Below are 6,859 nucleotides of genomic sequence, written 5' to 3'. Positions count from 1 at the left end.
CCAGGCGGCGCACGGCCGTCCTACGGAGGAGAAGAAAACCATGCAGGTACCCGCCATCCTTGTGCTCGAAGACGGCCGCGTTTTCCGAGGCACCTCTTTCGGGGCCGAGGGTGAGACCTTCGGCGAGATCGTCTTCAACACCGGCATGACCGGCTATCAGGAGACGCTCACCGACCCCTCCTACCACCGCCAGATCGTGGCCATGACCGCCCCGCACATCGGCAACACCGGGGTCAACGACGACGACCCCGAGTCGGGCCGTATCTGGGTCGCGGGCTACGTCGTGCGCGAACCCGCGCGCATCCCCTCCAACTGGCGCGCCAAGCGCACCCTGGACGAGGAGCTGCGCCGCCAGGGGGTCGTGGGAATCGCCATGCCCGGGACCCGGGCGCTCACCAGACACCTGCGCGACAAGGGTGCGATGCGCGCTGCGGTCAGCACCGTCGAACTCGACGCCGACGCGCTGCTCGCGCGCGTGCTGGCCAGCCCGGCCATGGCGGGGGCCGACCTTTCGGCCGAGGTCAGTACCACCGAGCCCTACATCGTGTCTCCGCCCGAGGGAATGCCCGCCCGCTACACCGTCGCCGCCATCGACCTTGGGATCAAGGCCATGACGCCCCAGCGCCTGGCCGAGCGCGGTTGTGAGGTCCGGGTGCTGCCCGCGAGCAGCACGGCCGAGGAGATCCTCGCGCTGGGCCCCGACGGGGTGTTCTTCAGCAACGGTCCCGGTGACCCGGCCACCGCCGACACGGCGGTGGCCGCGATGCGCGGAGTGCTGGACGCCGGAACACCGCTGTTCGGTATCTGTTTCGGCAACCAGATCCTGGGCCGTGCCCTGGGCCTGGGCACCTACAAGCTGCCCTTCGGGCACCGAGGCGTCAACCAACCGGTCCGCGACACCCGGACCGGACGCGTCTACATCACGAGCCAGAACCACGGTTTCGCGGTGCAGGCCGACGCCCAGGCGCCCTTTGACACTCCGTACGGGCCCGCCGAGGTCAGTTACATCGGACTCAACGACAACGTCGTGGAGGGGCTGCGGCTGCTGGAGCGTCCCGCTTTCAGCGCCCAGTTCCACCCGGAGGCGGCGGCCGGCCCGCACGACGCCGCGGAGCTCTTCGACTCCTTCGTCGCGCTGATGGCCGCCCACAAGGACAAGGACACTGCCGGCGTCTGATCCCGCCCGGCACCAGCACACTTCTCGCGGCCGCGGTCGCGCCCGACCGGGCGCCTCGCGCGGCCGTCCTCCCGTCGACACTGGGGAATACAAGCAATGCCGCGTCGCAAAGACCTGTCATCCGTACTCGTGATCGGCTCCGGGCCGATCGTCATCGGCCAGGCGTGTGAGTTCGACTACTCGGGCACCCAGGCGTGCCGGGTGCTCAAGGACGAGGGCCTCCGGGTCATCCTCGTCAACTCCAACCCGGCCACCATCATGACCGACCCCGAGTTCGCCGACGCCACCTACGTCGAGCCGATCACTCCCGAAATGGTCGAGAAGATCATCGCCAAGGAGCGCCCCGACGCGCTGCTGCCCACTCTGGGCGGTCAGACCGCGCTCAACACCGCGGTCGCACTGCACGAGTCGGGCGTGTTGGCGCAGTACGACGTCGAGCTCATCGGCGCCAACATCGACGCGATCCAGTCCGGCGAGGACCGCGACGTCTTCAAGGGCATCGTCGCCAAGATCGGCGGGGAGTCGGCGCGATCGCACATCTGCCACACCATCGAGGAGTGCCTGGCGGGCGCGGAAGAGCTCGGATACCCGGTCGTGGTGCGTCCTTCCTTCACCATGGGCGGCTCCGGTTCGGGCTTCGCCCACAACGAAGCGGACCTGCGTCGGATCGCCGGTCAGGGACTCGCGCTCTCTCCCACCACCGAGGTCCTCCTGGAGGAGTCCATCCTCGGCTGGAAGGAGTACGAGCTGGAGCTCATGCGCGACGTCCACGACAACGTGGTCGTCGTGTGCTCCATCGAGAACCTCGACCCGATGGGTGTGCACACCGGCGACTCGATCACGGTGGCGCCCGCCATGACGCTCACCGACCGCGAGTACCAGCGCCTGCGCAACATCGGTATCGATGTCATCCGCGAGGTCGGCGTGGACACCGGTGGTTGCAACATCCAGTTCGCGGTCCACCCCGATACCGGCCGGATCATCGTGATCGAGATGAACCCGCGGGTCTCGCGCTCCTCGGCACTGGCCTCCAAGGCGACCGGTTTCCCCATCGCCAAGATCGCGGCCAAGCTCGCCATCGGCTACAGCCTCGACGAGATTCCCAACGACATCACCGAGAAGACCCCGGCCAGCTTCGAGCCCACCCTGGACTACGTGGTCGTCAAGGTTCCGCGTTTCGCCTTCGAGAAGTTCCCCGGAGCCGACCCCGGCCTGACCACCACCATGAAATCGGTGGGCGAGGCCATGGCGATCGGCCGCTCCTTCCCCGAGGCGTTGCAGAAGGCCATGCGTTCCCTGGAGAAGAAGGGCGTGGGGTTGACCTGGGACGGCGACCCCGGGGAGAAGGCCGACCTGTTGCGCTCGGCGGCGACTCCCACCGAGCACCGGCTGCGCCAGGTCCAGCAGGCGTTTCGCGCGGGGGCAACCGTGGAGGAGCTCTACGAGGCCACCCGGATCGACCCCTGGTTCCTGGACCAGCTGCTGCTGTTGGAGGAGAAGGCCCGCGAGTTGGCGGCCGCGCCCAAGCTCGAGACGGACCTGCTGCGCTCCGCCAAACGACTCGGCTTCTCCGACCGCCAGATCGGTGAGATCACCGGCAAGAGCGAGGAGGTCGTACGCGAGCTGCGTCATGCCCTGGACGTGCACCCGGTCTACCTGACCGTCGACACCTGCGCCGCCGAGTTCGCCGCGCAGACGCCCTACCTCTACTCCAGCTACGACGAGGAGACCGAGGTTCCCGAAGGCGTTCGGCCCAAGGTGATCATCCTGGGCTCCGGCCCCAACCGCATCGGCCAGGGCGTCGAGTTCGACTACAGCTGCGTGCACGCCTCCTTCGCGCTGTCGGAGGCCGGTTACGAGACCGTCATGGTCAACTGCAACCCCGAGACCGTCTCCACCGACTACGACACCAGCGACCGGCTCTACTTCGAGCCGCTGACCCTGGAAGACGTCCTGGAGGTCGTGCGCGCCGAGCAGCTGACCGGCCAGGTGGCAGGAGTCATCGTGCAGCTGGGCGGCCAGACTCCGCTCGGGCTGGCGCGCAAGCTCAAGGAGGCCGGAGTGCCCATCGTGGGCACCAGCCCCGAGGCGATCGACCTTGCAGAGGACCGCGGCGAGTTCGGCAGGGTGCTCGCCGAGGCCGGGCTCCCCGCGCCCAAGCACGGCATGGCCCAGTCCTTCGACGAGGCGAAGGCCATCGCCGACGAGATCGGCTACCCCGTCCTGGTGCGCCCCTCCTACGTGCTCGGCGGGCGCGGAATGGAGATCGTCTACAACGAGGCGATGCTCGCCGACTACATCGAGCGCAACACCGAGGTCTCCACCGAGCACCCGGTATTGGTCGACCGCTTCCTCGACGACGCCATCGAGATCGACGTGGACGCCCTCTACGACGGAACCGACCTGTTCCTGGGCGGGATCATGGAGCACATCGAGGAGGCCGGCATCCACTCCGGTGACTCCGCGTGCGCGCTGCCGGCGATCACCCTGGGCAACGAGGACATCGAGCGCATCCGCTACTCCACCGAGGGCATCGCCCGCGGAACGGGCGTCCGCGGCCTGCTCAACGTGCAGTATGCGCTGGCGTCGGGCGTGCTCTACGTCCTTGAGGCAAACCCGCGCGCCTCGCGTACCGTGCCCTTCGTGTCCAAGGCGACGGCCGTTCCGCTGGCCAAGGCGGCGGCGCGCGTCATGATGGGCACCACCATCCGTGAGCTGCGCGCCGAGGGCATCCTGCCCGCCGAGGGCGACGGCGGCACCCTCCCCCTGGACGCGCCCGTCGCGGTCAAGGAAGCCGTGCTGCCCTTCAATCGCTTCATGGACAACCAGGGCCAGGGCGTGGACACGGTGCTCGGCCCGGAGATGCGTTCCACGGGCGAGGTCATGGGGCTGGACGTGAACTTCGGCGCCGCCTACGCCAAGTCCCAGCTCGGCTCGCACGGCACGCTCCCCGTCTCCGGGAAGGTCTTCGTCTCGGTCGCCAACCGTGACAAGCGCAGCATGATCTTCCCGATCAAGCGGCTGGCCGACCTCGGCTTCGAGATCCTCGCCACCGAGGGAACCGCGCTCGCGCTGCGCCGCAACGGCGTCCAGGCCGCCGTCGTGCGCAAGCACAGTTCGGGTACCGGCGCCGACGGCGAGCGCACCATCGTCCAGCTGATCCATGACGGCGAGGTCGATCTCATCATCAACACCCCGTTCGGCAGTGCCGGCCAGTCCGGCCCGCGTCTGGACGGCTACGAGATCCGTACCGCCGCCGTCATGCGCGGGGTGCCCAGTGTGACCACGGTTCAGGGACTCGCCGCGGCCGTGCAGGGCATTGAGGCGCTGATCGGTGGACAGATCACGGTCCACTCCCTTCAGGAGCACGCCGAGACGCTGCGCGCCTCGGCGCAGTAGCGTCCGATGGCGCGTGTGTGGGCCGGGGCGGTCACCCCGGCCCACGCACCCGCAAGGCCGTCGCGTGTTCAACGGCCGCGTTCGGTTTGCAGGACAATGGGGACCGAACGTCAGAGGAATGAGGGTCCCAGGGGTGAGTGACTTCCGGCCGGTGCAGATGAGCAGCCCGGTGCTGACCGTGCGACGGGTGGACTCCTATCACGCCATCACGGTCGTGGCCCCGGGAGTCGCCGAACGGTTCCGCTCGGGGCAGTTCATCGCGATCGCGGTCGGCGGGGAGCAGTCCAGCATGTTGCTGCGCAGGGCGTTCGCCGTCCATGACGTCAAACCCGACTACGGCGGGACGGTGGAGTTCCTGTTCGCGGTCCGGGGCAAGGGCACCGCGTGGCTCGCCGAGCGCCGCTCCCGTGATCTTCTCGACATCATCGGTCCACTGGGAAAGCCGTTCCCACTGCCCAGGGACCCCGTGAACTGCGTGCTGGTGGGCGGCGGGTACGGCAGCGCACCGCTGTTCCCCCTCGCCCAGGCCCTGCGCCGTCGCGGTTGCCGGGTGGACTTCGTCCTCGGCGCGGCCTCGTCGGACAAGGTGCTCGGCGCGATGGCGGCACGCCGGCTGGCGGAGACCGCGACGTTCACCACCGAGGACGGCTCCTTCGGTGTGCGGGGCAGGGTCACCGACGCACTCGGCCAGGTCATCGAGGACGCTCGCTCCGATGTCGTCTACACCTGCGGGCCGATGCCGATGCTGCGCGAGGTCACCGCGTTGGGGGTGCGCCACGACATACCGGTGCAGGCGCTGGTCGAGGAGACGATGGCGTGCGGCACCGGGGTCTGCATGAGCTGTGTCGTCCCGGTGGTGGGCGGGGACGGCATCACCCGCATGGTGCGCTCCTGCGTGGACGGTCCGGTCTTTCGGGGGGAACGGATCCGTTTCGACGATGTCGGGACCATTCCCTTCGACGCGCTCGGCGCTCCGGGATGGAAGGCGCGCACCGACGACGACTATCCCGCTCGCGAGGCCGGGTGAGCGCGTCGAGCGCTCCTCCCGGGGCGGCCTGGTGGCAGGGGACGGCCCTGCCGCCCGTTGCGGGCGTCCCGGAGCCGGCGGCCCCGGACGGAGCGCGGCCCACGCCCGGCAACGGCAGTGCGAACACGAGAGGTGGACGCGGCATGACCCCCGACCTTCGGGTCCGGTTGGGCGACATCGAGCTGGCCAACCCCATCATGACGGCGGCCGGCTGTGCCGGTTCCGGTCGAGAGCTGGCACAGTTCTTCGACATCGCGCGGATCGGCGCGCTCGTCACCAAGTCGGTGATGGTGGAGCCCAGGGCCGGGCGCCCGGCGCCCCGGGTGGCCGAGACGCCGAGCGGGATGCTCAGCGCGGTCGGTTTCCAGGGGCCGGGCATCGAAGTCTTCCTGCAACGGGACCTTCCCTGGCTGCTCTCCCGGGGCGGGAGGGCAGTCGTCTCGGTGGCGGGGGGTTCCCCACAGGAGTACGCCGAGCTGGCCCGCAGACTCTCGGACGCCTCCGGGGTCACCATGATCGAGGTCAACCTCTCCAGTCCCAACCTGGCGGAGCGGGGACGGCACTTCGCCCACGACGCGGGTGCGGCCGCCCGGGTCGTGAACGCGGTGCGTGCGAAAACGCGTTCGGACATCCCGGTCTTCGCCAAGCTTTCCCCCGATGTCCCCGATCTGGTGGCCCTGGCACAGGAATGCGTGGCCGCCGGTGCGGACGGCCTGTCCATGGTCAACACGGTCCGGGGGATGGCCATCGACCCCGTCACAATGCGTCCGGCGGTTGCCGGGGGAGTCGGCGGGCTTTCGGGGCCGGCGATCCGCCCGATCGCGATCGCCTGCGTCTACGAGGTGCACGCCGCGCTGCCGAAGGTGCCCCTGATCGGGATGGGTGGCGTGCGTACGGGTTCCGACGCTTTGGAATTCGTCCTCGCCGGAGCCAGCGCGGTGGCGGTAGGTACGGTGATCTTCAACGACCCCTCGGCCTGCGTGCGGATTCTCCGGGAGTTCGAGCAGGCGTTGGTGGATCGCGGTGTGGGGCGGGCAGCCGATCTCGTGGGTGCCGCGCATCGTCCGCCGGGGCCCCGGCACGACGATGACCATCGCGGACGCCCTCGTGGCGAAGGGCGCTGAGACGGCCCGTGCCGGATCAAATCCGCAAAGTCACCGAGTTCTACCGATGTCGCCTTCCGGGGCCGCAGGAGGCGCCCTGGGTGCCTTCTTGTGGCCTCCAGGGCAATCGTCCTCGACCAGAGACCTGAATCG

Annotated in this window: 4 protein-coding genes; all 4 read left to right on the top strand. The window is 69.2% G+C overall.

Features of this window, described 5'->3' with window-relative positions:
* Positions 1 to 40: 40 nt before the first annotated feature.
* The 4 genes from carA (at position 41) to QSJ59_RS01895 (ending at position 6,727) form a co-directional block, all read left to right on the top strand.
* Positions 41 to 1,177 carry a glutamine-hydrolyzing carbamoyl-phosphate synthase small subunit gene (gene carA / locus QSJ59_RS01910; protein ID WP_285757847.1) on the top strand — a complete coding sequence of 379 codons (1,137 nt, stop codon included), beginning with the start codon at positions 41 to 43 and terminating at the stop codon, positions 1,175 to 1,177.
* 96 nt (positions 1,178 to 1,273) lie between these two features.
* Positions 1,274 to 4,576, top strand: a complete 3,303-nt coding sequence (gene carB / locus QSJ59_RS01905) for a carbamoyl-phosphate synthase large subunit (protein ID WP_285756902.1) — start codon at positions 1,274 to 1,276, stop codon at positions 4,574 to 4,576.
* Between the two features lie 133 nt (positions 4,577 to 4,709).
* The gene (locus QSJ59_RS01900) at positions 4,710 to 5,603 is read left to right on the top strand and encodes a dihydroorotate dehydrogenase electron transfer subunit (RefSeq protein ID WP_285756901.1); all 894 of its coding nucleotides are present in this window, start codon (positions 4,710 to 4,712) and stop codon (positions 5,601 to 5,603) included.
* Between the two features lie 143 nt (positions 5,604 to 5,746).
* A complete protein-coding gene (locus tag QSJ59_RS01895; RefSeq protein WP_285756900.1) occupies positions 5,747 to 6,727 on the top strand; it encodes a dihydroorotate dehydrogenase in 981 nt (326 codons plus the stop codon).
* Positions 6,728 to 6,859 lie beyond the last annotated feature (132 nt).

This window comes from Nocardiopsis ansamitocini, assembly GCF_030268225.1.
In the GTDB taxonomy this organism is placed as follows: domain Bacteria; phylum Actinomycetota; class Actinomycetes; order Streptosporangiales; family Streptosporangiaceae; genus Nocardiopsis_D; species Nocardiopsis_D ansamitocini.
The sequence above is the reverse complement of the archived record's forward strand: the minus strand, read 5'-3'. Positions and strand labels throughout refer to the sequence as shown.

Bases quoted from the DNA above. Each gene is read 5' to 3' on its own strand.
- carA (WP_285757847.1), top strand. From the start codon at position 41: ATGCAGGTACCCGCCATCCTTGTGCTCGAAGACGGCCGCGTTTTCCGA.
- carB (WP_285756902.1), top strand. From the start codon at position 1,274: ATGCCGCGTCGCAAAGACCTGTCATCCGTACTCGTGATCGGCTCCGGG.
- QSJ59_RS01895 (WP_285756900.1), top strand. From the start codon at position 5,747: ATGACCCCCGACCTTCGGGTCCGGTTGGGCGACATCGAGCTGGCCAAC.